This is a genomic window from Pseudomonas sp. NFACC14 (genome assembly GCF_900106885.1).
In the GTDB taxonomy this organism is placed as follows: domain Bacteria; phylum Pseudomonadota; class Gammaproteobacteria; order Pseudomonadales; family Pseudomonadaceae; genus Aquipseudomonas; species Aquipseudomonas fluorescens_AA.
Window position 1 is genome coordinate 32,155 of sequence record NZ_FNOA01000029.1, and the last position, 24,921, is coordinate 57,075.

A 24,921-nucleotide genomic window follows, 5' to 3' on the forward strand; every position below is an offset into this window, starting at 1 on the left:
CTCCTCAGAAGCCGGTTGGGGTGCGGGTGTGCCAGTCAGTGTTCAACTGATACTGGTGAGCCACGTTGAGCAGGCGGCCTTCCTGGAAATACGGCGCGAGCAGTTGCACGCCCACCGGCAGGCCATCGACGAAACCGGCCGGCATGGACAGGCCCGGCAAGCCGGCGAGGTTGGCGGTGATGGTGTAGACGTCTTCCAGGTACTCGGCGACCGGGTCGCTGTTCTTGGCGCCGAGCTTCCAGGCCGGGTTCGGCGTGGTCGGGCCGAGGATGATGTCGACCTCGTTGAAGGCGGCCATGAAGTCGTTCTTCACCAGGCGGCGGATTTTCTGCGCCTTGAGGTAGTAGGCGTCGTAGTAGCCGGCGGACAGCGCATAGGCGCCGACCATGATCCGGCGCTGCACTTCGGCACCGAAGCCTTCGCCACGGGAGCGCTTGTACAGGTCGACCAGGTTTTCCGGGTTCTCGCAGCGATAGCCGAAGCGCACACCGTCGAAGCGCGACAGGTTCGAGGAGGCTTCCGCCGGGGCGATCACGTAGTACGCCGGAATCGCGTGCTGCATGTTCGGCAGGCTGATTTCCTTGATGACCGCGCCGAGCTTCTCCAGCTCTTTGACGCTGTTGTGGACCCGTTCGGCGATGCGCGGGTCGAGGCCGGCGCTGAAGTATTCCTTCGGCACGCCGATGCGCAGGCCTTGCAGCGAGCCGTTGAGGCTGGCGCTGTAGTCCGGCACGGGCTCATCGATGCTGGTGGAGTCGTTCGGGTCGAAGCCGGCCATGCCTTGCAGCAGGATCGCGCAGTCTTCGGCGGTGCGCGCCAGCGGGCCGCCCTGGTCGAGGCTGGAGGCGTAGGCGATCATGCCCCAGCGCGAGACGCGACCGTAGGTCGGCTTGAGGCCGGTGAGGTTGGTGAACGCCGCTGGCTGGCGAATCGAGCCGCCGGTGTCGGTGGCGGTGGCGGCCGGCAACAGGCGCGCGGCCACGGCGGCGGCGGAACCGCCGGACGAGCCGCCCGGTACGTGTTCCAGGTTCCACGGGTTCTTTACCGCGCCGTAGTAGCTCGACTCGTTGGCCGAGCCCATGGCGAATTCGTCCATGTTGGTCTTGCCCAGGGTCACGGTGCCGGCGGCGGCCAGCCTGGCGACCACAGTGGCGTCGTACGGGGCCTTGAAGTTGTCGAGCATCTTCGAGCCGCAGCTGGTGCGGATGCCCTGGGTGCAGAACAAGTCCTTGTGGGCAATCGGCGCACCGAGCAGGGCGCCGGTTTCACCGTTGGCACGGCGGGCGTCGGCGGCCTTGGCCTGGCTCAGGGCCAGTTCCTGGGTGAGGCTGATGAAGCTGTTGAGCTGCGGGTCGAGCTGGGCGATGCGCGCCAGCAGGACCTGGGTCAGCTCTTCGGAAGAAAACTTTTTGTCGGCGAGTCCGCGGGCGATCTCGGCCAGGGTCATGTGATGCATGAGAGGCTCTTTCCCTTTAGTCGATGACTTTCGGAACCAGGTACAGGCCGTTTTCGACCGCTGGTGCGATGGACTGGTAGGCCTCGCGGTGATTGGACTCGGTCACGACGTCGGCGCGCAGGCGCTGGCTGGCTTCCAGTGGGTGGGCCAGCGGTTCGATACCGTCGGTGTCGACCGCCTGCATCTCGTCGACCAGCCCTAGAATGCTGTTCAGGGCAGAAGTAATGTGTGGAAGATCGGCTTCATTGAGGCCCAGGCAGGCCAGATGAGCGATTTTTTCCACGTCGGAGCGTTCAAGCGCCATGGGATTCTCCAGTGGAAAACAAAACGGACGCAGTCTGTCCGTGTGTTAGATTGTCGGAACACTACCGCATTTCTACGGCCCTACGGCCGCGATTGTGGGGTTTGGTGCGCAGAAAAGCGGTCAATTTAACATATTGGCGCCTTGCCCAAAATCCCTGTCGTTGTTAGAGTTTGCCGCACTTTTTTACCCACGCGTTGCCTAGGGTCCCTTTCCCATGTTCAAGAAACTGCGTGGCATGTTTTCCAGCGATCTTTCCATCGACCTGGGCACTGCCAACACCCTTATTTACGTGCGCGAGCGCGGTATCGTCCTGAATGAACCCTCGGTCGTGGCCATCCGCACCCACGGTAACCAGAAGAGTGTCGTGGCTGTCGGTACGGAAGCCAAGCGCATGCTGGGCCGTACACCGGGCAACATCGCGGCCATTCGCCCAATGAAGGACGGCGTGATCGCCGACTTCAGCGTCTGCGAAAAGATGCTGCAGTACTTCATCAACAAGGTTCACGAAAACAGCTTTCTGCAGCCCAGCCCTCGTGTGCTGATCTGCGTTCCGTGCAAGTCCACCCAGGTGGAGCGTCGCGCTATCCGCGAATCGGCCCTCGGTGCCGGTGCCCGTGAAGTGTTCCTGATCGAAGAACCCATGGCCGCTGCCATCGGTGCCGGCCTGCCGGTGGAAGAAGCCCGCGGCTCGATGGTCGTCGACATCGGTGGCGGTACCACCGAAATCGCGCTGATCTCCCTCAACGGTGTGGTCTACGCCGAATCCGTACGTGTGGGCGGCGACCGTTTCGACGAAGCGATCATCACTTACGTGCGTCGCAACTACGGCAGCCTGATCGGCGAATCCACCGCCGAGCGTATCAAGCAGGAAATCGGCACGGCCTACCCGGGTGGTGAAGTGCGTGAAGTCGACGTGCGCGGTCGCAACCTGGCCGAAGGCGTTCCACGGGCCTTCACCCTCAATTCCAACGAGGTGCTCGAAGCGCTGCAAGAGTCGCTGGCGACCATCGTCCAGGCCGTCAAGAGCGCCCTGGAGCAGTCGCCACCGGAGCTGGCCTCGGACATCGCCGAGCGCGGCCTGGTGCTGACCGGTGGTGGCGCGCTGTTGCGTGACCTCGACAAGCTGTTGGCCCAGGAAACCGGCCTGCCGGTGATCGTTGCCGAAGACCCGTTGACCTGCGTTGCCCGCGGCGGTGGCCGTGCATTGGAAATGATGGACAAGCACACCATGGACCTGCTCTCCAGCGAATAAGCCTGGCGCAGTGGTCTATGTTGTTCGCTCTCGGGCAGCACTTTGCAGTGCTGCCCGTTGGCGTTTATCTTCTGTCATTCGTATCCAGGCCGGTTTGATGCCGTATGAATAAAGAAAACATTTGCCTGGGAGGAGCGGCCTATTAAACCGCTTTTCGCCAAAGGCCCCTCATTGGGCGTGCGCCTGCTGGTGCTGACCGTGCTATCGGTCGCGCTGATGGTGGTCGATGCCCGCTTCACGCTGCTCAAGCCTGTACGCAGCCAGATGTCGCTGGTGTTGATGGAATCCTATTGGATCACCGACCTGCCGCAGCGCTTGTGGCAAGGTGTCGCCAGCCAATTTGGCAGCCGGACCGAACTGGTCGCCGAAAACGAAAAACTCAAGACCGAAAACCTGCTGTTGCAGGGGCGCATGCAGAAGCTGGCGGCCCTCACCGAGCAGAACGTGCGGCTGCGCGAGTTGCTCAACTCCTCGGCACTGGTCAATGAGAAGGTCGAAGTGGCCGAGTTGATCGGCATGGACCCCAACCCCTTCACCCACCGGATCCTGATCAACAAGGGCGAACGCGACGGTGTGGTCCTCGGCCAACCGGTGCTCGATGCCCGGGGCCTGATGGGCCAGGTGGTGGAGTTGATGCCTTATACATCTCGCGTGCTGCTGCTGACCGATACCACCCACAGCATTCCGGTGCAGGTCAACCGCAACGGCCTGCGGGCGATTGCCAGCGGCACCGGCAACCCGGAGCGCCTGGAGCTGCGGCACGTGGCCGATACCGCCGATATCAAGGAAGGCGACCTGCTGGTCAGCTCCGGCCTCGGCCAGCGTTTCCCGGCCGGGTATCCGGTGGCGACGGTCAAGGAAGTCATCCATGACTCCGGCCAGCCGTTCGCCATTGTGCGCGCGGTGCCGACGGCCGCGTTGAACCGCAGTCGTTACCTGCTGCTGGTGTTCAGCGACACCCGGACACCCGAGGAGCGCGCCAACGAAGCCGCGGCGGCCCAGGAAGCCCAGGACCGGCAGGGCGGCGAGTCGGCTGCCCCGGCTACGGCTGTGCCGGCGCCAGTCCCAGCCATCGTGCCAAAACCACCCGCGCCTGCACCGGCTCCGGCGGCTCCGGCAACGACGCCGGCCGCCGCACCGGCCGCGCCTGCTGCGAAACCGACCCGGTCGAGCACCCACGCGCCCGCCGCGCAGCCTGCTCAGCCGGCCCGGCCCGCCGCCAAACCGCCAGCCTCCACGCCGGCCACCGCGCCCGCCACCAGGGGAGCACGAGAAGAATGAGCAGTACCCAATCCGGTAACGGCTGGATAGTCTGGTTGACCTTCGCCATTGGCCTGTTGCTCAGCGTTTCGCCGCTGCCGCAATTCATGGAAATCCTGCGCCCACTGTGGCTGGCCCTGTTGCTGGCTTTCTGGGCGCTGGCCCTGCCCCACAAGGTGGGCATGGTCACCGCCTGGTGCCTGGGCCTGGCCGAGGATGTGCTCTACGGCACGCTGCTGGGGCAGAACGCGTTGATCCTGACGCTGATCACCTTCCTGGTGCTGTCGCTGCAACAACGCCTGCGGATGTTCCCCATGTGGCAGCAGTGCCTGGTGATCCTGGTGATCTTCGGCCTGGCGCAACTGGTGCAGCTGTGGCTCAGCGCGCTGACCGGCAATCGCCAGCCAACCCTGGCGCTGGTATTGCCAGCCCTGGTCAGTGCCTTGCTCTGGCCATGGGTCAGCTTCGGTTTGCGTGGCCTGCGCCTGCGTTTCAAAATCAACTGATTCGGTCAGGCATTGGCCTTGATAGGGAGATGTCTTGATGAAACCGCTTTACCTCGCCTCAGGCTCGCCGCGTCGGCGTGAGCTGCTCACGCAGATTGGCGTGCCCTTTACCGCCATCGGCGCGGACATCGATGAAACACCCCTGGATCACGAAACCCCCTCGGCCTATGTCGAGCGCCTGGCGCGCGGCAAGGCCGAGGCTGGGCGGCGAGCCCTGGACGCCGGTGTGGATGGCTGCGTGCTCGGCGCGGACACTGCCGTGGTGCTGGAGGGGCGGATTCTCGGCAAGCCAGTGGACCAGGCCGGCGCCTTGTCCATGCTGCTGAGCCTGTCCGGTCGCGACCATGAAGTGCTGACCGCCATTGCTGTGCTGGACGGCTCGCGCTGCGAATCACGGGTGGTGCGCAGTCGGGTGCGTTTTCGCTCCATCACCGAACAGGAAGCGATGGTCTATTGGGCCAGCGGCGAACCCCGGGACAAGGCCGGCAGCTATGGTATCCAAGGGCTGGGCGCGGTGTTCGTCGCCGGGCTCGAAGGCAGCTATTCGGCCGTGGTCGGCCTGCCCCTGTGCGAAACCGCAGAACTGCTGGGCCATTTCGGCATACCCTGTTGGCAAACCTTGAGCGCGCGCTGAGCGCCGTCTGACTTGATGCGGCCATTATCGTGAACATGCCTGAACGAGACCCTGCCATGAGTGAAGAGATCCTGATCAACATCACGCCGATGGAATCGCGCGTGGCGGTGGTTGAAAACGGTGTGCTGCAAGAGGTCCACGTCGAGCGCACGCAAAAGCGTGGCATCGTAGGCAATATCTACAAGGGCAAGGTGGTGCGAGTGCTGCCGGGCATGCAGGCGGCCTTCGTCGACATCGGCCTGGACCGCGCGGCGTTCATCCATGCGTCGGAAATCTCCATGCGCGAAGGGCCGGCCGTGGAGAGCATCAGCGCGCTGGTGCATGAAGGCCAGAGCCTGGTGGTGCAGGTCACCAAGGACCCTATCGGCTCCAAGGGCGCCCGCCTGACCACGCAACTGTCGATTCCATCGCGCTACCTGGTGTACATGCCGCGCACCGCCCACGTCGGCATTTCCCTGAAGATCGAAGACGAAGCCGAGCGCGAGCGCCTCAAGCAGGTGGTCAGCGACTGCGTGGAAAAAGAAGGCATCAAGGAAGCCGGTGGGTTCATCCTGCGCACCGCCGCCGAAGGGGCCGGGGCCGATGAGATCCTCATGGACATCCGCTACCTGCGAAGGCTTTGGGACCAGATCGCCGCGCAGATCAAGACCATCGCCACCCCCAGCGTGATCTACGAAGACCTGGGCCTGGCACTGCGGACCTTGCGCGACCTGGTCAGCCCCAAGATCGAGAAAATCCGCATCGACTCCCGGGAAACCTTCCAGAAAACCACGCAGTTCGTCGCCGAACTGATGCCGGAAATCGCCGATCGCCTGGAACATTACCCTGGCGAGCGACCGATTTTCGACCTGTACGGGGTCGAGGACGAAATCCAGAAAGCCCTGGAGCGCAAGGTGCCGCTCAAGTCCGGCGGTTACCTGGTGGTCGATCCGGCCGAAGCCATGAGCACCATCGACGTCAACACCGGGGCGTTCGTCGGCCACCGCAACCTGGAAGAAACCATCTTCAAGACCAACCTGGAAGCCGCCACGGCGATTGCCCGCCAACTGCGCCTGCGCAACCTGGGCGGGATCATCATCATCGACTTCATCGACATGGAAGATGAAGAGCACCAGCGCCAGGTGCTGCGGACCCTGGAAAAACAACTCGAACGCGATCACGCCAAGACCAACATCATCGGCATCACCGAACTGGGCCTGGTGCAGATGACCCGCAAGCGCACCCGCGAAAGCCTCGAGCAGGTACTGTGCGAACCGTGCAGCAGTTGCCAGGGGCGGGGCAAGCTCAAGACCCCGGAAACCGTGTGTTACGAAATCTTCCGGGAAATCCTCCGGGAGGCGCGCGCCTACCAGGCGACCGGCTATAGAGTGTTGGCCAACCAGAAAGTAGTGGATCGCCTGCTCGACGAGGAGTCAGGCAATGTCGCGGAGTTGGAAGCGTTTATCGGACGCACGATTCGTTTCCAGGTCGAAACCATGTATTCCCAGGAACAATACGACGTGGTGTTGCTCTGAAGAGCTTGGGAAGCGGCGGGCCCGCGGATTTGATTGTCTTTGCCAGGGGAGCCCACTGACATGGAGCGTCTGACACGCTTGATCGCGACGCTGACCCGTTGGGGGCTGGGGCTTTGTGCCCTGTTGCTGGTGTTGCTGGCGTTGTACGTCAGCCTCGGTCGCGAGCTGGTCCCGCTGGTGGCCGAATACCGGGCCGAGGTCGAGAACCGCGCGGGTGCCGCCTTGGGCATGCCCGTGCGCATCGGTAGCCTGGACGGCAGTTGGGACGCGTTGGCGCCGATCCTGGCGGCGCGCGACGTGGTGGTCGGCGAGGGCCCCAACGCCTTGCACCTGGACCAGGTGCGGGCCGTGCCTGACCTGTGGGACAGCCTGCTGGCGCGTCAGGTGCGCATCGCCCACCTGGAAGTCAGTGGCCTGAAGCTCAGCCTCAAGGAGGGCGCCGACGGCAAGTGGGCTTTGGAAGGCCTGCCGGTGAAGGACGAGCAGCCCCTCGATCCGCAGCAACTGCTCGAACGCATGCAAGTGGTCGCCAAGCTCTCGGTGCTCGATAGCCAGGTGACCTTGCAACCGGTCGAGCAACCGCCGCTGACCTTGACCTACGTCGGCTTGAGCCTGCGCACCGGTGCCACCCGCCAGCGCCTGGATGCACGCCTGACCCTGCCTGACGGGCAGCCGGTGGCGATCAACCTGCGCACCCGCCTGCGCGCCAGCGACTGGAAGAACGGCCAGGCCGACGCCTATTTGAGCCTGCCGCAAAGCGACTGGTCCAAATGGCTGCCGAAACGCCTGACCCAGCAATGGAATTTCTCCCGGATCCAGGCCGGCGGTGAGCTCTGGCTCAGTTGGGGCGAGGGCACGGTGCAAAGCGCAGCCATGCGCCTGAACGCACCGCAGCTCCAGGGTGCCTACGGCGAACGCAAGCCGGTACAGATCCACAACCTGGCCCTCAACGCTTATTTCCAGCGCGGTAGCCAAGGGTTCACCGCGACCTTCGATTCCCTGGCGATGAACCTGGGCGAGACCCGCTGGGAATCGCACCTGCAACTGCAACAAACCGCCGCCACCGAGCAGGCCGAGGAGCGTTGGCACCTGCAGGCCGACCGCCTCGACCTGACCCCGCTCACGCCTTTGCTCAATGCCCTGGCACCGTTGCCCGAAGGCCTGGCCACGACGATTGACCGGCTCAAAGTGACCGGTGGCCTGCGCAACGTGCTGCTGGACTTCCGGCCGCAGAACACCGGTGACCAGAAAGTCAGCTTCGCCACCAACCTGGATACCGTGGGCTTTGATGCCTATCGCGGCGCTCCGGCGGCGCGCAACGTTTCCGGGAGCCTGAGCGGTGACCTGGGCGGCGGCGAGCTGCGCATGGACAGCAAGGATTTTTCCCTGCACCTGGATCCGATCTTCGCCAAGCCCTGGCAGTACTTGCAGGCCAATGCCCGGCTGACCTGGAAGCTCGACAAGCAAGGCTTCACCCTGATCGCGCCATACCTGAAGGTGCTGGGCGAGGAGGGCCGGATTGCCGGCGACTTCCTGATTCGCCTGCATTTCGACCACAGCCAGGAAGACTACATGGACCTGCGGGTCGGCCTGGTGGACGGTGACGGGCGCTACACCGCCAAGTACCTGCCGGCGGTCCTCAGTCCGGCGTTGGATGAGTGGCTGCGCACGGCCATCGTCAAGGGCGCGGTGGACGAGGGCTTTTTCCAGTATCAGGGTTCGCTCAACCACGGTGCCGTGGACGCGGCGCGCAGCATCAGCCTGTTTTTCAAGGTGCATGACGCCGAACTGGCGTTCCAGCCGGGCTGGCCTTCGGTCAGCAAGGTCAGCGGCGATGTCTTCGTCGAAGACAGCGGCGTGCGCATCTATGCCAGCCAGGGGCAGTTGCTCGATACCCAGGTCAAGGATGTTTCGGTGAACATTCCCCATGTACCGACTGGCCAGAGCTCTCATCTGCTGCTGGACGGCGGGTTCGCCGGTGGGCTGGGCGACGGTTTGAAAATCCTCCAGAGCGCACCGATCGGGACCGCCGAGACATTCGCCGGCTGGGAAGGCGAGGGCGACCTGAAAGGCAGCGTGAAGTTGGATATCCCGCTGGTCAAAGGCGAGCAACCGAAGATCCTGGTGGACTTCGCCACCGACCAGGCTCGTCTCAAGCTCAGCGAGCCGGCGCTGGAGCTGACCCAGCTCAAGGGCGATTTCCGCTTCGACAGCAACAAGGGCCTGAGCGGCAAGGGCATCAGCGCCCGGGCATTCGACCGGCCCGTGACCGCGCAGATTTTCGCCGAGGGCCGTGCCGGTGCGCTCAACACGCGGGTCTCCGCGTCCGGGCAGGTGGAGATCAATAAGCTCACCAGTTGGCTGAACGTCACCCAACCGTTGCCGGTATCGGGCGTCGTGCCCTACCAGTTGCAAGTGATCCTCGACGGTGCCGACAGCCAGCTGTCGGTCAGCTCCAACCTCAAGGGCGTGGCCGTAGACCTGCCGGCCCCCTTCGGCATGGCCGCCGATGTCGGGCGCGACACGGTGTTTCGCATGACCCTGCAGGGGCCGGAACGGCGTTACTGGGTCGATTATGGTGACCTGGCCAGCTTCACTTACGCTGCGCCAAGCGGGAAATTCACCGACGGTCGCGGCGAGTTGCTGCTGGGCGCCGGCGATGCGGTGCTGCCTGGCGCCAAGGGGTTGCGGCTGCGGGGCACGTTGTCGGAGCTGGATGTAAATCCCTGGCAGGACCTGGTGAACAAGTACGCCGGCCAGGATCCGGGCGGCAGCGCCAAGCAATTGCTCAGCAGCGTCGATCTGACCGTCGGCAAGCTCACGGCCATGGGCACCACCCTGGACCAGGCGTCGGTGCAACTGGATCGCAAGCCGGACGCCTGGGCCTTGCGGCTCGACAGCCAGCAGGCCAAGGGCAATGTCAACCTGCCGGACGCCAAGGCCGCACCGATTGGCATCAAGCTTGACTACGTTCGCCTGCCGGCCCCAGACCCGACGGTCCAGGCAGATGAAAACGCCCCGGACCCGTTGGCGTCGGTCGATCCCGGCAAGATCCCGGCGATGGATATCGCCATCGACCAGTTGTTCCAGGGCCCTGACCTGATTGGCGCGTGGTCGTTGAAAGTGCGCCCGACCGCCAAGGGCATTGCGCTGAATAACCTGGACATGGGCCTCAAGGGCATGGTGTTGAATGGCAGTGGCGGCTGGGAAGGTACGCCTGGTGCCACCAACAGTTGGTACAAGGGACGGATCGGCGGCAAGAACCTGGCCGATGTGCTCAAGGGCTGGGGGTTCGCACCGAGTGTGACCAGCCAGGCCTTCCGCCTGGATGTCGATGGTCGCTGGCCCGGTTCGCCGGCGTGGGTCGCCACCAAACGCTTCTCCGGCAGCCTCGACGCGTCGTTGACCAAGGGCCAGTTCGTCGAAGTCGAAGGCAGCGCCCAGGCGTTGCGGGTATTCGGCCTGTTGAACTTCAACTCCATCGGCCGACGCTTGCGCCTGGACTTCTCCGACCTGTTCGGCAAAGGCTTGAGTTACGACCGGGTCAAGGGGCTGCTGGTGGCGAGCGACGGTGTGTACGTGACCCGCGAACCCATTACCCTGACCGGGCCGTCGAGCAACCTGGAACTCAATGGCACGCTGGACATGGTGGCCGACCGCGTCGACGCCAAGCTGCTGGTGACGTTGCCCGTGACCAACAACCTGCCGATCGCCGCGCTGATTGTCGGTGCACCGGCGGTGGGCGGGGCGCTGTTTCTGATCGACAAACTGATCGGTGACCGCGTGGCGCGTTTTGCCAGCGTAAGATACGACGTCAAGGGACCGTGGAAAGAGCCGAAGATCACTTTCGACAAGCCGTTTTGACAGACGATGGGATAACCCCTGTGGGAGCGAGCTTGCTCGCGATAGCCGTGTATCAGTCACATTTCCTTTGCGGATCCTGCGCTATCGCGAGCAAGCTCGCTCCCACAGGGGAATGATGCAAGAAATGAGGGAGGCACCATGGCAGTCGCCGTGATTCAAATGGTCAGCCAAAGCGACGTGCTCGCCAACCTGGCCCGTGCCCGGGTGTTGCTGGAGCAGGCTGCCGCCGGCGGCGCGAGGCTGGCAGTGCTGCCGGAGAATTTCGCGGCGATGGGGCGACGGGACATCGCCGATATCGGCCGTGCCGAAGCCTTTGGTCAGGGACCGATCCTGCCGTGGTTGAAACAGGTCGCCCGTGACCTCAAGTTATGGATTGTGGCCGGCACGCTGCCGTTGCCGCCGGTGGGCCAGCCCGAGGCCAGGTCCCATGCCTGTTCGTTGCTGGTCGACGACCAGGGCCAGATCGTGGCGCGTTATGACAAGCTGCACCTGTTCGATGTGGATGTGGCGGACAATCGCGGGCGCTATCGCGAGTCGGATGACTATGCTTATGGTGCCAACGTGGTGGTTGCCGATACCCCCGTCGGCCGGGTGGGCCTGACGGTTTGTTATGACTTGCGGTTTCCGGAACTCTACAGCGAGCTGCGGGCGGCCGGGGCCGAGTTGATCACGGCACCGTCGGCGTTTACCGCGGTGACCGGCGCGGCCCATTGGGACGTGCTGATCCGCGCCCGGGCCATCGAGACCCAGTGCTACGTGCTGGCGGCCGCCCAGGGTGGCGTGCATCCTGGGCCTCGGGAAACCTTTGGCCATGCCGCGATTGTCGACCCCTGGGGCCGCGTGCTGGCACAACAGGATCAAGGCGAGGCCGTGCTGGTGGCCGAGCGCGACAGCAGCGAACAAGCGTCCATCCGGGCGCGCATGCCGGTGGCCAGCCATCGGCGCTTTTTCTCGCAGGGCGCTCGACAGCGGCCTGTCCAAGACGACGAACCCAAGGCGTAAAACATATGAGCGGGTTGTTATCCTCAGTCAGTGAACACCTTTTAGCCCCTGGCGGCGTGACGCTTGAAAGCCTGCAAGGCGTGCTGGGCGATCTGGCCGGCCCGGGCATCGATGCCGCCGACCTGTATTTCCAGGGCCAGATTTCCGAGTCCTGGTCGCTGGAGGACGGCATCGTCAAGGAAGGCAGTTTCAACCTTGACCAGGGTGTGGGCGTGCGCGCCCAGTCCGGGGAAAAGACCGGTTTCGCCTACAGCAACGCCATCACCCTTGAAGCCCTGGGGGCCGCGGCCCGTGCGGCCCGCTCGATCTCCCGCGCCGGGCAGAATGGTACGGTCCAGGCGTTCAGCAGCCAGGACGTGGCGCAACTCTATGCCCCGGACAACCCGCTGGAGGTCATGAGCCGCGCCGAGAAAGTCGAATTGCTCAAGCGCATCGACGTCGCCACCCGTGCCCTCGACCCGCGCATCCAGCAGGTGTCGGTCAGCATGGCCGGGGTCTGGGAGCGGATCCTGGTGGCTTCCACCGATGGCGGCCTGGCGGCGGACGTGCGACCGCTGGTGCGTTTCAATGTCAGCGTCATCGTCGAGCAGAACGGTCGTCGTGAGCGCGGTGGCCATGGCGGTGGCGGGCGCACCGATTACCGTTATTTCCTCAGTGAAGACCGCGCCATGGGCTACGCCCGTGAGGCGCTGCGCCAGGCCCTGGTCAACCTGGAAGCCATCCCGGCCCCGGCCGGCACATTGCCGGTGGTGCTCGGCTCCGGCTGGTCCGGTGTGCTGCTGCACGAAGCGGTGGGCCACGGCCTGGAGGGCGATTTCAACCGCAAGGGCAGTTCGGCCTACAGCGGGCGCATGGGGGAAATGGTCGCTTCGAAACTCTGCACCATTGTCGATGATGGCACCCTGGCCGGGCGTCGTGGCTCCCTGAGCGTCGACGATGAAGGCACGCCAACCGAATGCACCACGCTGATCGAGAACGGGGTGCTCAAGGGTTACATGCAGGACAAGCTCAACGCCCGGCTGATGGGCGTGGCACGCACCGGCAACGGTCGCCGCGAGTCTTACGCGCACCTGCCGATGCCGCGCATGACCAATACCTACATGCTGGGTGGCCAAAGCGACCCGGCGGAAATCATCGCCTCTGTGAAAAAAGGCATCTATTGCGCCAACCTCGGCGGCGGCCAAGTGGACATCACCAGCGGCAAGTTCGTGTTCTCCACCAGCGAGGCCTACCTGATCGAAGACGGCAAGATCACCGCACCGGTCAAGGGGGCGACCCTGATCGGCAATGGGCCGGAGGCGATGAGCAAGGTGTCGATGGTCGGTAACGACCTGGCGCTGGACAGCGGTGTGGGGACGTGTGGCAAGGACGGGCAATCGGTGCCGGTGGGCGTCGGCCAGCCGACCCTGAAGATCGATGCGATTACCGTGGGTGGCACGGGCGCATAAGGATGATACGGTCCCCTAGAGCTGCGTAGGAGCTGTCGTAGGAGCTGTCGAGTGCAACGAGGCTGCGATCTTTCCCCAGACACTTGAGTCTCAAGCGAAAGATCAAAAGATCGCAGGCTTCGCCAGCTCCTACGGACCCGGTGAAACTCAGCGCAAGCCGCGTTGGGTCTCGTCCAGCTCACGGATGTACTTGAAGATTTTACGGCTCGAGGCCGGTGGCTTGTTCTGCGCCAGTTCGTGCTGGGCCTGACGGATCAGGGAGCGCAATTGCTGGCGATCGGCCTCCGGGTAGTCGATGACGAATTTTTCCAGCACGCCGTCGTCGCCTGCGATCAAGCGATCGCGCCAGCGCTCCAGGTTGTGGAAGCGTTCGTTGTACTGCCGGGTGGAGGCATCGAGTTGATCGAGCAGCACCAGGATGGCGTCAGTGTCCTGATCGCGCATCAGTTTGCCGATGAATTGCAGGTGCCGTTTACGCGCGATATTCGCGGTGTGCTTGGGCGCATCGGCCAGGGCCCGACGCAAGGCGTCGGTCAAAGGCAGTTTGGCCAGCAAGTCAGGCTTGAGTGTTGTCAGGCGCTCGCCGAGGTCAACCAGAGCATGCAGCTCGCGTTTGACCTGGGATTTGCTTTTTTCACCCTCGTAGAGGGAATCGTCGTAAGAATCAACCATGGTGGCAGTCCGCAAAGAAACGCCGCCATGATAACCAGTCGGGGGCCGCTTGTCCGGCCCGGTCGCTCGATGGCCATCACCGAAAACAGAATTTGAGTGGAGAACACCATGAGTGCAGTTCAAAGCGTCGGCCCGCAGGCATTGCCGGCACTGCAGGAACAAGTCGAGCAGATCCTCGCCGAGGCCAAGCGACAAGGCGCCAGTGCGTGCGAGGTGGCGGTGTCCCTGGAGCAGGGCCTGTCGACGTCGGTACGCCAGCGCGAGGTGGAAACCGTCGAATTCAATCGCGACCAGGGCTTTGGCATCACCTTGTACGTGGGCCAGCGCAAAGGCTCGGCCAGCACGTCGGCCAGCGGCCCGGACGCTATTCGCGAAACCGTCGCCGCGGCACTGGCGATTGCCCAGCACACCTCCGAAGACGAAGCCTCGGGCCTGGCCGATGCCGCGCTGATGTGCAAGGAACTGCGCGACTTCGACCTGTTTCACGCCTGGGACATCACCCCTGAACAGGCCATCGAACAGGCGCTGCGTTGCGAAGCGGCGGCATTCGATGCCGATTCGCGGATCAAGAATGCCGACGGTACGACGCTCAATACCCACCAGGGCTGCCGTGTCTACGGCAACAGCCACGGCTTCATCGGCGGTTATGCATCGACCCGCCACAGCCTCAGTTGCGTCATGATTGCCGAAGCCAACGGCCAGATGCAGCGTGATTACTGGTACGACGTCAACCGCCAGGGCACCTTGCTGGCGGACCCGGTGAGCATCGGCCAGAAAGCCGCGCAACGGGCGGCCAGCCGCCTGGGTGCACGGCCGGTGCCGACCTGCGAAGTGCCAGTGCTGTTTTCTGCCGAGCTGGCCGGTGGCCTGTTCGGCAGCTTCCTGTCAGCGGTGTCCGGCGGCAACCTGTATCGCAAGTCGTCATTCCTCGAAGGCGCGCTGGGCCAGAAACTGTTCCCGGAATGGATGACCATCGACGAGCGTCCGCACCTGATGCAGGCTATGGGCAGCTCCGCGTTCGACGGCGATGGCCTGGCCACCTACGCCAAGCCGTTCGTGGAAAAAGGCGAGCTGGTGTCCTACATCCTCGGCACCTATTCGGGACGCAAACTCGGCATGCCGAGCACCGCCAATGCCGGTGGCGTGCATAACCTGTTCGTGACCCATGGCGAAGAAGACCAGGCCGCCTTGCTGCGGCGCATGGGCCGGGGCCTGCTGGTGACGGAACTGATGGGCCATGGCCTGAACATGGTCACCGGCGACTATTCCCGTGGCGCGGCGGGTTTCTGGGTCGAGAATGGCGAGATCCAGTTCCCGGTCCAGGAAGTCACCATCGCCGGGAACATGCGCGACATGTTCAAGCAGATCGTGGCCGTGGGGAATGACCTGGAACTGCGCAGCAACATCCGCACCGGCTCGGTACTGATCGAGCGGATGACAGTGGCGGGTAGCTGACCTTCGATCGCAGAAAAAAAAGGCGCGTCATCCAAGTGGGTGACGCGCTTTTTTATGTTCGCAGATCCCTGTTTGGACCGGGGGACACGGTGGACGCCCTGTGGTGAGGGGATAAATCCCCTCGCCACAATGATGCGCTCCCAGGCTTGTGTTGCTTCTTATTATCATCTAATAATTAATCTCATTCGCCGAGTGAGCCCCGGTCATGAGTTCTGCCCTGCACGAACAACCCTACCTTGAAAGCTGGCGCTGGATGAGCCGCCAGATCCGTTGCGCGATGAACCCGGACGAACCGCGGCTGATCGAGCACTACCTGGCCGAGGGCCGCTATCTGGCCTGTTGCACCGCCACCTCGCCGTGGATGATCTCCGAAACCGCCTTCCGCCTGCTGCTCGACACCGCTTCGGATGTCGCGCTGCCCTGGCATTGGCGCAGCCTCTGCCTCGACCAGGCCTGGCGCCCCCTGCGTGACCTCGAACGCCAATCACTGTGCCGCTGCCGCCTCAAGCGCTGGCAGAGCCATGCCTGGGCGCTGGCGACCTGCGCCCTGGCGCCATCGATTCCCCTTATTGAACTGGTGCAAGGATCTCCCGATGAGTAATACCCGTATCGAACGCGACAGCATGGGCGAGCTGCACGTCCCGGTGGACGCCCTCTATGGCGCCCAGACCCAGCGTGCCGTGGATAACTTCCCGGTCAGCGGCCAGCGGATGCCAGCGCCATTCATCCGCGCCCTGATCCTGGCCAAGGCCGCGGCCGCCCGGGCCAACGTGGAGCTGGAACAGATCAGCGCGGCCCAGGGCAAGGCCATAGTCGATGCCGCCCTGGGGCTGCTCGAAGGCCGTTTCATGGATCATTTTCCGGTGGATATCTTCCAGACCGGCTCCGGCACCAGCTCCAACATGAACGCCAACGAAGTGATCGCCACCCTCGCCAGCGGCCTGCTGGGAGAGACGATCAACCCGAACGACCATGTCAACTGCGGCCAGAGCAGCAACGACATCATCCCCACCAGCATTCATGTCAGTGCCGCGCTGGCCTTGCATGAGCAACTGCTGCCGGCGTTGTTGCACCTGGTGCAGGTGATCGAGCGCAAGGCCGAAGAAGTCCATCCGTTCATCAAGACGGGTCGCACCCACCTGATGGATGCCATGCCGGTGCGCCTGAGCCAGGTGCTCGACGGTTGGGCGCAACAGCTCAAGGCCAATATCGGCCACTTGCAGGACCTGCTGCCGAGCCTGCAATCCCTGGCCCAGGGCGGTACGGCGGTCGGCACGGGGGTCAATGCCCATCCGCGTTTCGCCGAGCTGTTCAGCCAACAACTGACGCAATTGACCCACGTGCAATTCACCCCGGGCAAGAACCTGTTCGCGCTGATCGGCTCCCAGGACACCGCGGTGGCGGTTTCCGGACAGCTCAAGACCACGGCCGTGTCGCTGATGAAAATCGCCAACGACCTGCGCTGGATGAACTCCGGGCCGCTGGCGGGCCTGGGCGAGATCGAACTCGAAGGCCTGCAGCCGGGCTCCTCGATCATGCCCGGCAAGGTCAACCCGGTCATTCCTGAAGCCACCGCGATGGTCGCGGCCCAGGTGATCGGTAACGACACGGTGATCACCATTGCCGGTCAATCGGGCAACTTCGAATTGAACGTGATGTTGCCGATCATCGCCCAGAACCTGCTGAGTAGTATCGCCCTGATGTCCAGCGCCAGCCGCTTGCTCGCGGACAAGGCCATCGCCACGTTCAAGGTCAACGAAGCCAGGCTCAAGGAAGCGTTGTCGCGCAACCCGATCCTGGTGACCGCGCTGAATCCGATCATCGGTTACCAGAAGGCCGCTGAAATCGCCAAGAAGGCTTATCAGCAAGGCCGACCGGTCATCGATGTCGCCCTGGAACACACCGACCTGTCTCGCAGCGAACTCGAAGTCCTGCTGGACCCGGAGAAGCTCACCGCCGGCGGCGTGTAACCCCGACACCTGTGTGGAGGACTCACCATGGAACACTGGAAACGTACGATCGAACGGGCCAATCGCTGTTTCATGCTGGGCGAGCTGGTGGATGCCCGCGAAGCCTACCTGCAAGCCCTGGCGCTGGCCCAAGTGTTGTTCGAGCGCTGGGCGGATGCCGACGAAGCGGTCGCGGCTTGCGTCGTCTCCCATCACAACCTGGCGGACCTGCACTTGCGCCTGAACCAGCCGGAGGAGAGCGCCGAATACTTGTGTGCGATCCACCAACGGTTGTTGCAGACGATGCAGGACGAACGCCTGGCACCGGCCTTGCGCGCCGCCGCGCAGCGCCAGAGCCACAAGACTTACGTCGAACTGCTGAATTTCATCAGCGAGCACGGTGAATACCCACGCACCCAGCGCCTGCTGCATTGCAATGCCGCCACGCCCCGGCAGCGCAATGCCCCTCTTCATCATGGAGTTCATTGAACATGGCTTTTACCTTGCCTGCATTGCCCTACGCCTACGACGCCCTGGAACCGCACATCGATGCGCAAACCATGGAGATCCACTACACCAAGCATCACCAGACCTACATCAATAACCTCAACGCGGCGGTGGACGGTACCGAGTACGCCGGATGGCCCGTCGAAAAACTGGTGTCCAGCGTGGGGCAGTTGCCGCCCAGCCTGAAGGCTGCGGTGATCAACCAGGGTGGTGGCCATGCCAATCACTCGTTGTTCTGGGAGGTGATGACGCCCCAGGGCGGCGGTCTGCCCGAGGGTGCCCTGGCGGCGGCGATCGATGCGCAACTGGGCGGTGTCGAACGTTTCAAGGAAGCATTCACCAAAGCGGCGCTGACCCGTTTCGGCAGCGGCTGGGCCTGGTTGAGCGTGACCCCGCAAAAGACCCTGGTGGTAGAGAGCAGCGGCAACCAGGACAGTCCGCTGATGAATGGCAACACGCCGATTCTTGGCCTGGACGTCTGGGAGCATGCCTATTACCTGCGCTACCAGAACCGTCGTCCGGAATACATCAGCGCCTTCTACAACGTGATCAATTGGCCTGAAGTCGCCCGACGCTATCAGGCGGCGCTGGCGTCGAGTCCTTCATGAACCCCCTCCAAGGCTGACTATGGATACTCAAACACTGGCGATTGGAAGCGGACGGATGTTCCGCTATGCCTTGGGGTCGTTGTTGCTGTTGGCCGGGATGACGTTGTTGGCGGCCCAGGGCCTGGCGTGGCTGGACCTGGAGCCCAGGCTGTTGCGAGCCCTTCAGGGCGGCGGACTTTGTGCCTTGGGCACCGCGCTGGGAGCCGTGCCGGTGCTGGTCATCCGGCGCATGCCCCAGGCCGTGAGCGATTCGCTGCTGGGCTTCGGGGCCGGGGTGATGCTCGCGGCCACGGCGTTTTCGCTGATCGTGCCGGGCATTGCCGCGGCGCAGCAGTTGGGCTTCACGCCTTGGGCGGCCAGCGGCCTTATCTGTTTTGGCATTCTGTCGGGGGCGTTCGGGCTTTACCTGATGGACCGCAAGGTCTCGGCCAGCCCCGAAAGGCTGGTGGCGGCGCCGGGACGCCCGATCATTGCGCCGCGGATCTGGCTGTTCGTGTTCGCCATCATCGCCCACAACATTCCAGAAGGCATGGCGGTGGGCGTGTCGGCGGGCGGCGGCATGCCGGATGCCGACAGCCTGGCGATGGGCATCGCCTTGCAGGATGTCCCCGAAGGGCTGGTGATCGCGCTGGTACTGGCCACGGCGGGCATGTCGCGGGTCAAGGCGTTCCTGATTGGCGCGGCGTCAGGGTTGGTCGAGCCCGTGTTCGCGCTGCTGTGCGCCTGGTTGGTGAGCCTGGCCGAGCTGCTCTTGCCCCTGGGCCTGGCGTTGGCGGCTGGGGCGATGCTGCTGGTGGTGACCCATGAGGTCATTCCCGAATCCCGCCGCAATGGTCACGAGAAACTGGCGAGCCTGGGTTTGTTGGTGGGGTTTTGCCTGATGATGGTGCTGGATACGGCGTTGGCGTGACAGGGGGAATCTGTGTGACAGGGATCATCCGTGGGAAGGGACCATTTGTGGCGAGGGGATTTATCCCCTCGCCACAGGGGGTTATTCGCCTTCGTCGAAATATCGGTTGATCAGGTCTACCAGGGCATCCATCGCTTCCTGTGCCTGATCCCCTTCAGTGCTCAGGTGGATCTTGGTGCCCTTGCCGGCGGCGAGCATCATCATCGCCATGATGCTTTTGCCGTCGACCGTGGATTCCGGCGTGCGGCCGACCCTGATGGTGGTGTCCTTGAACTGTCCCGCGACTCCGACAAACTTGGCCGACGCTCGGGCATGCAAACCCAGCTTGTTGATGATTTCAATTTCCTGAGCAGGCATCGCGGTGTGAATCCTTTAGCTGAGGTCGCGGTGGCGAACCTGGACATTCTTCAGGGATTTTTGCAGGAGCTGACCGAGGCGTTCGGTCAGGTAGACGGAGCGGTGATGGCCGCCGGTACAGCCGATGGCGATCGTGACATAGGCGCGGTTGCTCGCGGCAAAGCGGGGTAGCCATTTGAGCAGGTAGCTGGAGATGTCCTGGTACATTTCCTCGACGTCCGGCTGTGCGGCCAGGTAGTCGATCACCGGTTGATCGAGCCCGGACTGCTCGCGCAGTTCCGGTTTCCAATAAGGGTTGGGCAGGCAGCGCACATCGAACACTAGGTCGGCGTCTACCGGCATGCCACGCTTGAAGCCGAACGACTCCACCAGGAATGCCGTGCCCGGTTCCGGTTGGTTCAGCAGGCGCAGCTTGATGGTGTCGCGCAACTGATACAGGTTCAGGTGCGTGGTGTTGACCTTCAGGTCCGCCAGGTCGGCGATCGGCCCCAGCAGCTGGCTTTCATCTTCGATGGCTTCGGCCAGGGAGCGGTTGGCGTTGCTCAGCGGGTGACGCCGGCGGGTTTCGGAAAAACGCTTGAGCAGCGTCTCTTCATCGGCATCCAGGTACAACACATCGCATTGAATATGCCGGCTGCGCACTTCTTCCAGCAGTTCTGGAAAGCGCGACAGATGGCTCGGCAGGTTGCGCGCATCGATGGACACCGCCACCAGCGGCTGCGCCAGCTCGGTGTGGATCAGGGCGCGCTCGGCCAGTTCCGGCAGCAGGCCGGCGGGCAGGTTGTCGATGCAATAGTAGCCGCTGTCCTCAAGCACGTTGAGGGCCGTGCTTTTACCGGAGCCGGAGCGGCCACTGACGATGATCATGCGCATGTTTAATGACCGTTCTGCTCGTCCAGGACCACCTGGTACAGAGCTTCGTTACTCGACGCGCCGCGCAGTTTCTCGCGCACTTCCTTGCGGTCCAGCATGCTGGCGATCTGGCGCAGCAGCTCGAGGTGCGCATCGGTCGCCGCTTCCGGAACCAGCAATACGAACAGCAGGTCGACCGGAGCGCCGTCGATGGCATCGAAATCTATGGGGGCTTCAAGGTGCAACAGTGCGCTGATGGGCGCGATACAACCCTTGAGGCGGCAATGGGGGATGGCGATGCCGTTGCCAAAACCGGTGGAACCGAGTTTTTCACGGGCAACCAGCGCCTCGAAGACGTCCTGCATTCCCAGATCCGGCACTTCGCGGTGGATCAGGTTGGCAGTTTGTTCGAGGGCTTTCTTTTTACTGCCGCCCGGCGCGTTCACCAGGGAACGGCCGGGGGTCAGGATGTTTTCTAGTCGGATCATGGATTGGGGGGGTTAACGACCGGTCGCGCCCTGGAGGAGGCTCTGGGTCTTTTCCTTATGCTTTTTGAGTTGGCGATCCAGCTTGTCGGTCAGCAGGTCAATCGCGGCGTACATGTCTGTGTGCTCTGCGTTGGCGACCACTTCTCCGCCGGGGATATGCAGCGTGGCTTCGATTTTCTGCAGCAGCTTCTCGACGTTCATCGTGACTTGCACGTTGGTGATCTTGTCGAAATGCCTCTCCAACCGGTCGAGTTTTTCGCCGATGTAGGTGCGCAGGGGTTCGGTCACTTCCAGTTGGTGTCCACTGATGTTGACTTGCATACAGCTTCTCCTTCGTTGCCAGTGCATAAAGCGGCAGGCAGAAATGCCTGCCACTGGAACGCTGTGGCGTGGCCTGTTACATCAACCGCTTGCGTTCGCTCGAAGGCGCGATCCCGAGGGATTCGCGGTATTTGGCGACGGTACGGCGGGCCACCTGAATGCCTTGTGCCTCCAGTAAACCAGCGATCTTGCTGTCACTCAACGGCTTTTTCTGATTTTCCGCGGCCACCAGTTTTTTGATGATCGCGCGGATGGCCGTGGACGAGCATTCGCCGCCTTCGGAGGTGCTGACGTGGCTGGAGAAAAAGTATTTCAATTCATAGATGCCCCGGGGGGTATGCATGAATTTCTGGGTGGTCACCCGGGAAATCGTCGACTCGTGCATGCCCACTGCCTCGGCAATGTCATGCAGGACCAACGGTTTCATCGCCTCATCGCCGTACTCCAGGAAGCCGCGCTGATGCTCGACGATCTGGGTGGCCACTTTCATCAGGGTTTCGTTGCGGCTTTGCAGGCTTTTGATGAACCAGCGGGCTTCCTGCAACTGGTTGCGCATGAAGGTGTTGTCGGCGCTGGTGTCGGCGCGCTTGACGAAGCCGGCGTACTGGGCGTTGACCCGCAGCTTGGGCACCGACTCCTGGTTGAGCTCCACCAGCCAGCGATCGTTGTGCTTGCGCACGATCACGTCGGGTACCACGTACTCAGGCTCGGTGGATTCGATCTGCGAGCCGGGGCGCGGGTTGAGGCTCTGGACCAGCTCGATGACCTGGCGCAGCTCATCTTCCTTGAGCTTCATGCGCCGCATCAACTGGCTGTAGTCGCGACCGCCCAGCAGGTCGATGTAATCGGTGACCAATCGCTTGGCTTCGGCCAGCCATGGCGTCTTGGCAGGCAACTGGCGCAGTTGCAGCAGCAGGCACTCGCCCAGGTTGCGGGCGCCGATGCCGGCCGGTTCGAATTGCTGGATGCGATGGAGGACGGCTTCGATCTCGTCCAGCTCGATGTCGAGCTCGGGGTCGAAGGCTTCGAGGATCTCTTCGAGGGTCTCGTCCAGGTAGCCCTGGTTGTTGATGCAGTCGATCAGGGTTACGGCGATCAGGCGATCGGTGTCGGACATCGGCGCCAGGTTCAGTTGCCACAGCAGGTGGCTTTGCAGGCTTTCGCCGGCCGAGGTACGGGTGGTGAAGTCCCACTCGTCGTCATCGCTGCTGGGCAGGTTGCTGGCGCTGGTCTGGTAGACGTCTTCCCAGGCCGTGTCCACGGGCAGCTCGTTGGGGATGCGCTCGTTCCATTCGCCATCCTCGAGGTTATCCACCGTCGGGGCGGCTTCCTGGTAGGACGGTTCCGGGACCTCGGTATTGGTCTTCTGCTCGACGTTGTCGGCCAGCGGATCGGTGTTGTCGAAGTCGTCGCCTTCTTCCTGGCGTTCGAGCATCGGATTGGACTCCAGGGCCTCCTGGATTTCCTGTTGCAGGTCCAGGGTCGACAATTGGAGCAGGCGGATGGCCTGTTGCAGCTGCGGTGTCATCGTCAGCTGCTGGCCCATTCTCAAGACTAGCGATGGTTTCATGGCAGGGGCTTAACACCTTATTCGCCGGCGCACATGCGCCATCCACTACAGGGCGCCGGAGCGCCAAACTTAAGCAAATTATATGCCTGAAACTGAAGTGTTTGCCTAGAGCGTCGCCATAATAAAATTAAACGACGCCCAGGCAATTCGCCAGACACGTGTGCTTACAGACGGAACTCATGGCCCAGGTAGACTTCCTTGACCAGGTCGTTGGCCAGGATCGCGGCGGAGTCACCTTCGGCGATCAGTTGGCCGTCATTGACAATGTAGGCGGTTTCGCAGATATCCAGGGTCTCGCGCACGTTGTGGTCGGTGATCAGCACGCCGATGCCCTTGGCCTTGAGGTGATGGATGATCTGCTTGATGTCGCCCACCGAGATCGGATCCACGCCGGCGAACGGTTCGTCGAGCAGGATGAACTTCGGTGCGGTGGCCAGGGCGCGGGCGATTTCCACGCGGCGCCGTTCGCCACCCGACAGGCTCATGCCCAGGTTGTCGCGAATGTGGCTGATGTGGAATTCCTGCAGCAGGCTTTCCAGTTCCTGGCGACGGCCGGCCTTGTCGAGCTCCTTGCGGGTCTCGAGGATCGCCATGATGTTGTCGGCAACCGACAGTTTGCGGAAGATCGACGCTTCTTGCGGCAAATAGCCGATCCCGGCCTTTGCCCGGCCATGCATCGGCTGGTGGCTGACGTCCAGGTCGTCGATCAGCACGCGACCCTGATCGGCCTGGACCAGGCCGACGATCATATAGAAGCAGGTGGTCTTGCCCGCGCCATTGGGGCCGAGCAGGCCGACGATCTGGCCGCTGTCGATGGACAGGCTGACATCGCGCACGACTTGCCGGCCCTTGTAGCTCTTGGCCAAGTGCTGGGCTTTCAGAGTTGCCATTACTGGGCCTTCTGCTCGGTTTTCTTTTTAGGCTGGATCACCATGTCGATCCGCGGACGCTGCTCGGTCACTTTGCTGCCGGTGGCGCGGCCGGCGCTGGCCAGTTTCTTGACGGTGTCGTAGACGATTTTCTCGCCCTGGGTGACGTTGTTGTCCTTGTCGACGACCTTGGCGCGGTCGATCAGGACCACGCGATCCTGGGCGGCGTGGTACTGGATAGTTACCCCGTAGCCCTGTACCGGCTTGGTATCGCCCGCGGTTTGCAGTTGCTCGAAGTAGGCCAGGTTGCCCACCGAGGTCACCACATCGATATCGCCGGTCGGGGTGCGGGTGATGGTCACGGTGTTGCCGGTGACCTTCATCGAACCCTGGGTGATGATCACATCGCCTTTATAGGTGGCGACGCCATTCTTGTCGTCGAGCTGGGCGTCGTCGGCCTGGATGCGGATAGGCTGGTCGCGGTCGTTGGGAAGAGCCCAGGCGCTCGCGCTTCCCAGTGCTGCGCCCAGACTGAGCAAAATAGGGAGGGTTTTAGCGAGCTTCATACTGTCCTCTTACGTTCGATAGCAGGTGTATCCTGCTTTCCTTCAAATACGCTTTCATTCCCGTGCCGGTCGATACACCCCCGGCGCCGTCGATTCTAACGGGTTGCTCGGTCTGCGCATATTCTTGCTGTGGGAACACGGTCATGCGTGTGCTGGTGATGATGGTCGTGCGGTTTTTCTCGTCGGTCCGGGCGACGCGTACCGAGTCGATCAGTTCCACTTCGGTGCCGCCGGAGTTGACTTCGGCGTGCTCGCTCTGCACGTGCCACGGGAATTCGGTGCCGCGGAACATGTTCAGGTCCGGCTTGGTGACCAGCGTAATGTCAGTGGCCTTTACGTGGTCAACCTTGTCGGACGTCATCTCATATTGCACTTTGCCGTCGGGCAGGTACTGCAGGGTATGGGTGTTGGTCGCGTACCAGTCGATCCGTTCCTCGACCTGGGCGGCGGGCTGGTCGAGAAACCGCTCGGGGCTGATGTTCCAATAGCCCACCGCGGCGAAAATCGCCGCGATACAGGCAAACACCACAACGGTGCGAATCTTTTTGCTCAGCATA

At 62.9% G+C, this 24,921-nt stretch carries 25 protein-coding genes; 14 read left to right on the plus strand and 11 right to left on the minus strand.

Features of this window, described 5'->3' with window-relative positions; all coding sequences use genetic code 11:
- Positions 1 to 4: 4 nt before the first annotated feature.
- Positions 5 to 1,456, minus strand: a complete 1,452-nt coding sequence (gene gatA, locus BLU85_RS27375) for an Asp-tRNA(Asn)/Glu-tRNA(Gln) amidotransferase subunit GatA (RefSeq protein WP_092204994.1) — start codon at positions 1,454 to 1,456, stop codon at positions 5 to 7.
- A gap of 16 nt (positions 1,457 to 1,472) precedes the next feature.
- Positions 1,473 to 1,760 carry an Asp-tRNA(Asn)/Glu-tRNA(Gln) amidotransferase subunit GatC gene (gene gatC / locus BLU85_RS27380; RefSeq protein WP_020297123.1) on the minus strand — a complete coding sequence of 96 codons (288 nt, stop codon included), beginning with the start codon at positions 1,758 to 1,760 and terminating at the stop codon, positions 1,473 to 1,475.
- Positions 1,761 to 1,974: 214 nt separating this feature from the next.
- Between gatC and mreB the strand changes: the two genes are divergently transcribed.
- The 8 genes from mreB (at position 1,975) to tldD (ending at position 13,240) form a co-directional block, all read left to right on the plus strand.
- Positions 1,975 to 3,012 carry a rod shape-determining protein MreB gene (gene mreB / locus BLU85_RS27385; protein WP_002555108.1) on the plus strand — a complete coding sequence of 346 codons (1,038 nt, stop codon included), beginning with the start codon at positions 1,975 to 1,977 and terminating at the stop codon, positions 3,010 to 3,012.
- A gap of 141 nt (positions 3,013 to 3,153) precedes the next feature.
- The gene (gene mreC, locus BLU85_RS27390; protein ID WP_092204995.1) at positions 3,154 to 4,293 is read left to right on the plus strand and encodes a rod shape-determining protein MreC; all 1,140 of its coding nucleotides are present in this window, start codon (positions 3,154 to 3,156) and stop codon (positions 4,291 to 4,293) included.
- Positions 4,290 to 4,778, plus strand: coding sequence for a rod shape-determining protein MreD (gene mreD / locus BLU85_RS27395; RefSeq protein WP_092204996.1), 489 nt, complete (start codon positions 4,290 to 4,292; stop codon positions 4,776 to 4,778). Before mreC ends, mreD begins: the two co-directional genes overlap by 4 nt.
- 37 nt (positions 4,779 to 4,815) lie before the next feature.
- A complete protein-coding gene (locus tag BLU85_RS27400) occupies positions 4,816 to 5,412 on the plus strand; it encodes a Maf family protein (RefSeq protein WP_092204997.1) in 597 nt (198 codons plus the stop codon).
- 56 nt (positions 5,413 to 5,468) lie between these two features.
- Entirely contained in the window at positions 5,469 to 6,926 is a 1,458-nt protein-coding gene (gene rng, locus BLU85_RS27405) for a ribonuclease G (RefSeq protein ID WP_018613976.1), read from the plus strand.
- A gap of 60 nt (positions 6,927 to 6,986) precedes the next feature.
- On the plus strand, positions 6,987 to 10,790 hold the full coding sequence (locus BLU85_RS27410) for a YhdP family protein (RefSeq protein ID WP_092204998.1): 3,804 nt from the start codon (positions 6,987 to 6,989) through the stop codon (positions 10,788 to 10,790).
- 138 nt (positions 10,791 to 10,928) lie between these two features.
- Positions 10,929 to 11,792, plus strand: a complete 864-nt coding sequence (locus BLU85_RS27415; RefSeq protein WP_092204999.1) for a carbon-nitrogen hydrolase family protein — start codon at positions 10,929 to 10,931, stop codon at positions 11,790 to 11,792.
- A 5-nt stretch (positions 11,793 to 11,797) separates the two neighbouring features.
- Positions 11,798 to 13,240 carry a metalloprotease TldD gene (tldD, locus tag BLU85_RS27420; RefSeq protein WP_003197828.1) on the plus strand — a complete coding sequence of 481 codons (1,443 nt, stop codon included), beginning with the start codon at positions 11,798 to 11,800 and terminating at the stop codon, positions 13,238 to 13,240.
- 147 nt (positions 13,241 to 13,387) lie between these two features.
- Here tldD and yjgA read toward each other — a convergent pair whose 3' ends face one another.
- Positions 13,388 to 13,912: a ribosome biogenesis factor YjgA gene (yjgA, locus tag BLU85_RS27425; RefSeq protein WP_003197830.1), complete on the minus strand. Its 525-nt coding sequence runs from the start codon at positions 13,910 to 13,912 to the stop codon at positions 13,388 to 13,390.
- Positions 13,913 to 14,020: 108 nt separating this feature from the next.
- On the opposite strand from yjgA, the gene pmbA reads away from it, so the two are divergent.
- From pmbA to BLU85_RS27455, 6 genes are all read left to right on the plus strand, one after another.
- Positions 14,021 to 15,367: a metalloprotease PmbA gene (gene pmbA, locus BLU85_RS27430; RefSeq protein WP_060739165.1), complete on the plus strand. Its 1,347-nt coding sequence runs from the start codon at positions 14,021 to 14,023 to the stop codon at positions 15,365 to 15,367.
- 205 nt (positions 15,368 to 15,572) lie between these two features.
- Positions 15,573 to 15,968 carry a hypothetical protein gene (locus tag BLU85_RS27435; RefSeq protein ID WP_053118468.1) on the plus strand — a complete coding sequence of 132 codons (396 nt, stop codon included), beginning with the start codon at positions 15,573 to 15,575 and terminating at the stop codon, positions 15,966 to 15,968.
- Positions 15,961 to 17,337 (plus strand): class II fumarate hydratase, encoded by a 1,377-nt coding sequence (locus BLU85_RS27440; RefSeq protein WP_092205000.1) that lies wholly within the window; start codon positions 15,961 to 15,963, stop codon positions 17,335 to 17,337. Before BLU85_RS27435 ends, BLU85_RS27440 begins: the two co-directional genes overlap by 8 nt.
- A gap of 27 nt (positions 17,338 to 17,364) precedes the next feature.
- Positions 17,365 to 17,805 carry a hypothetical protein gene (locus tag BLU85_RS27445; RefSeq protein WP_060739163.1) on the plus strand — a complete coding sequence of 147 codons (441 nt, stop codon included), beginning with the start codon at positions 17,365 to 17,367 and terminating at the stop codon, positions 17,803 to 17,805.
- Between the two features lie 2 nt (positions 17,806 to 17,807).
- Positions 17,808 to 18,431 (plus strand): superoxide dismutase, encoded by a 624-nt coding sequence (locus tag BLU85_RS27450; RefSeq protein ID WP_092205001.1) that lies wholly within the window; start codon positions 17,808 to 17,810, stop codon positions 18,429 to 18,431.
- Between the two features lie 19 nt (positions 18,432 to 18,450).
- Entirely contained in the window at positions 18,451 to 19,341 is an 891-nt protein-coding gene (locus tag BLU85_RS27455; protein ID WP_092205002.1) for a ZIP family metal transporter, read from the plus strand.
- A gap of 81 nt (positions 19,342 to 19,422) precedes the next feature.
- On the opposite strand, the gene BLU85_RS27460 is transcribed toward BLU85_RS27455, so the two are convergent.
- From BLU85_RS27460 to lptC, 8 genes are all read right to left on the minus strand, one after another.
- Entirely contained in the window at positions 19,423 to 19,698 is a 276-nt protein-coding gene (locus tag BLU85_RS27460) for an HPr family phosphocarrier protein (protein ID WP_092205003.1), read from the minus strand.
- Positions 19,699 to 19,713: 15 nt separating this feature from the next.
- Positions 19,714 to 20,571 (minus strand): RNase adapter RapZ, encoded by an 858-nt coding sequence (gene rapZ / locus BLU85_RS27465; RefSeq protein WP_092171547.1) that lies wholly within the window; start codon positions 20,569 to 20,571, stop codon positions 19,714 to 19,716.
- Between the two features lie 2 nt (positions 20,572 to 20,573).
- Entirely contained in the window at positions 20,574 to 21,038 is a 465-nt protein-coding gene (gene ptsN / locus BLU85_RS27470) for a PTS IIA-like nitrogen regulatory protein PtsN (RefSeq protein WP_092205004.1), read from the minus strand.
- 12 nt (positions 21,039 to 21,050) lie between these two features.
- A complete protein-coding gene (hpf, locus tag BLU85_RS27475; protein ID WP_003178005.1) occupies positions 21,051 to 21,359 on the minus strand; it encodes a ribosome hibernation-promoting factor, HPF/YfiA family in 309 nt (102 codons plus the stop codon).
- 76 nt (positions 21,360 to 21,435) lie between these two features.
- Positions 21,436 to 22,929: an RNA polymerase factor sigma-54 gene (locus BLU85_RS27480; RefSeq protein ID WP_092205005.1), complete on the minus strand. Its 1,494-nt coding sequence runs from the start codon at positions 22,927 to 22,929 to the stop codon at positions 21,436 to 21,438.
- 164 nt (positions 22,930 to 23,093) lie between these two features.
- Positions 23,094 to 23,819, minus strand: a complete 726-nt coding sequence (gene lptB / locus BLU85_RS27485; protein WP_072410876.1) for an LPS export ABC transporter ATP-binding protein — start codon at positions 23,817 to 23,819, stop codon at positions 23,094 to 23,096.
- Positions 23,819 to 24,364, minus strand: a complete 546-nt coding sequence (gene lptA, locus BLU85_RS27490; RefSeq protein WP_092205006.1) for a lipopolysaccharide transport periplasmic protein LptA — start codon at positions 24,362 to 24,364, stop codon at positions 23,819 to 23,821. Before lptA ends, lptB begins: the two co-directional genes overlap by 1 nt.
- Positions 24,351 to 24,920 (minus strand): LPS export ABC transporter periplasmic protein LptC, encoded by a 570-nt coding sequence (gene lptC / locus BLU85_RS27495; RefSeq protein ID WP_092205007.1) that lies wholly within the window; start codon positions 24,918 to 24,920, stop codon positions 24,351 to 24,353. Before lptC ends, lptA begins: the two co-directional genes overlap by 14 nt.
- Position 24,921: the final 1 nt, after the last annotated feature.